Genomic DNA, 2,023 nt, shown 5'->3' on the forward strand with positions numbered 1-2,023 from the left:
GAAACTACTTCTACTAGCTCCCGTAATCGAACTTAAGTATAGCGCCACTTCTCGGTATTTTCAAGAGGTTTAAGCACTCGGTCGATTTACGGTTAAAAACTGGAAAAAGCCCGATTTGTCTTGATTCTTAGAAAAATAATGAGAGGTGTTTTTTTATGACTGCACAAAAGAAAGATGATCGTACAAGAAACTGGACTTTTATTGTTTATCCTGAATCGGTTCCTGAGAACTGGATTGAAATTTTGAACGCTGAACAAGTGCCATTTGCTGTTAGTCCGTTACATGACAAAGATGTTAATGCAGATGGTGAGATAAAAAAACCACACTGGCATGTAATGTTGATGTACTCGGGTAAAAAATCGTTTAATCAAATTAAGGAGATTACAGATAAATTAAATTCTCCTGTACCGCAAAAAGTGAGCAATGCTAAAGGGATGGCAAGGTATTTTGTTCATTTGGACAACCCTGAAAAATATCAATATAGCAAAGAGGATATAAGAGTTTTTGGCGGTGCTGATATTAAGCAACATTTGACTTCTGCAAGTGAACAGAAAAATGAGCGTTATGACGGCATTCGTGAGATGTGCAAATTCATAGATGAACGTGGAATTATTGAATTTTCGGACTTGATGGCATACGCAATGGATAATAGAGCTGATTGGTTTGAATTATTATGCGACAATTCCGCTTATGTAATTGGTCTTTATATCAAATCAAGACGACACCAAAAATCAGAATAAAATTGAGTGAGTGATCTAAAAATGGTCGCTCTTTTTTTGTGCATTTTTGAAGTTGAACAAGTGTCCGAAAATGCGATACAATCATTTTACGGACAGATAATTAAGGGGTGAAAAAATGAAATGTAACAAAGAAACGGAGCAGAAAATTTTGGCGGTTGCATATGCGCTTCAGGATAATCAAAGTAATGCTGCAAGTACACCAAAATGGCATATGGAAAAGCTAGTGAAAGATAGAGTTTATGCATGTTATTGCTTTGAGAAAGGGCAAAATATTTATTCGTTGCAACCGTTTGTAGCAAATGGGACGGAAAGGGATAGCGTAAAAGGCTCTAAAATCGTTTCTAAGGGACGTAAACCAATTTCAGGTGATTTAATAGCGGAAATTAAGAAAATGCGCTTAGAGGGGCATTCTGTGCGTTTTATCGCTACAAATTTGAAAGTGGGACGTGGAACAGTTGAGAAATACATGAACTGGGGCGAACTAAAGTGAACGGGGCTAGCGCAAGAGGGAAGAGCAATAAGCTCTGACTGATGAGCAAGACACAGAGAACGGTTCGCCGACCTTGCCAGTAATTAAGAAATGGTAAAGAGGTCAATTCCACTGGAAATGATAGAACGCATTTTCGTGTTCGCGAAAATATGTTCTGTTTTTTTACTAAACTTAACTTGTTAATAATAACAGGGGATAGAGTCGCACTTTTTGAAAAATGAACCTCTCAATCCCTTGTGGCTGTAAGGTTCAAGGGCATTTATAACCTTTTGCTTATATAAAGATTCGATGCAGTTGCAAGGGCTTTAAGCGGTAAGCGGCACAGATGTAATTTGGTGGATTTAACTGGTTCAATGATGATTGGCTGCAAGTGAAAAAATGGTCGCATTAAGGAGCGTGCCCTTGTAACTGTAAACACGATTTTCACCCTTTTGTTTGTTCTCACCCTTTGTGAGAACCTGCCCAATGGCGAATGGGGAAGTTTTGGGTTTGCCTTTTTTAAAAGGCAAGGTTTTGGGATTTTGAATTTCGAGTTTTTGAATTCAGAAAAATGCGGGGGCGGGGGGATACTACGACATCCCCCCTTAGGTAGGTCATTGGTCAACCTAAGAAACAGGGGGGTTAAACCCTTGATATTACTGACTTTCCACTCTGACCATGATTTTGACCAAAATTTCTTGGTCACGCTTTTTGGTCAGAAAAATCTTGCTAAAATTTAGTAGAATGCTAGACTGGAAATAAGGATTTAAGCACAAAAAAAGCCAAGCTGGATTGCACTCCACTTGGCATGACG

The 2,023-nt window shown here is 38.6% G+C and carries 2 protein-coding genes; both read left to right on the forward strand.

The window, feature by feature from the left end:
* The first annotated feature begins 155 nt into the window (after positions 1-155).
* Entirely contained in the window at positions 156-740 is a 585-nt protein-coding gene (locus MKX47_RS21405) for a replication protein (RefSeq protein ID WP_340778525.1), read from the forward strand.
* A 115-nt stretch (positions 741-855) separates the two neighbouring features.
* Complete coding sequence (locus MKX47_RS21410; protein ID WP_340778527.1) at positions 856-1,230, forward strand: hypothetical protein; 375 nt, start codon at positions 856-858, stop codon at positions 1,228-1,230.
* Positions 1,231-2,023 lie beyond the last annotated feature (793 nt).

Source organism: Solibacillus sp. FSL R7-0668, from assembly GCF_038006205.1.
Classification (GTDB): Bacteria; Bacillota; Bacilli; order Bacillales_A; family Planococcaceae; genus Solibacillus.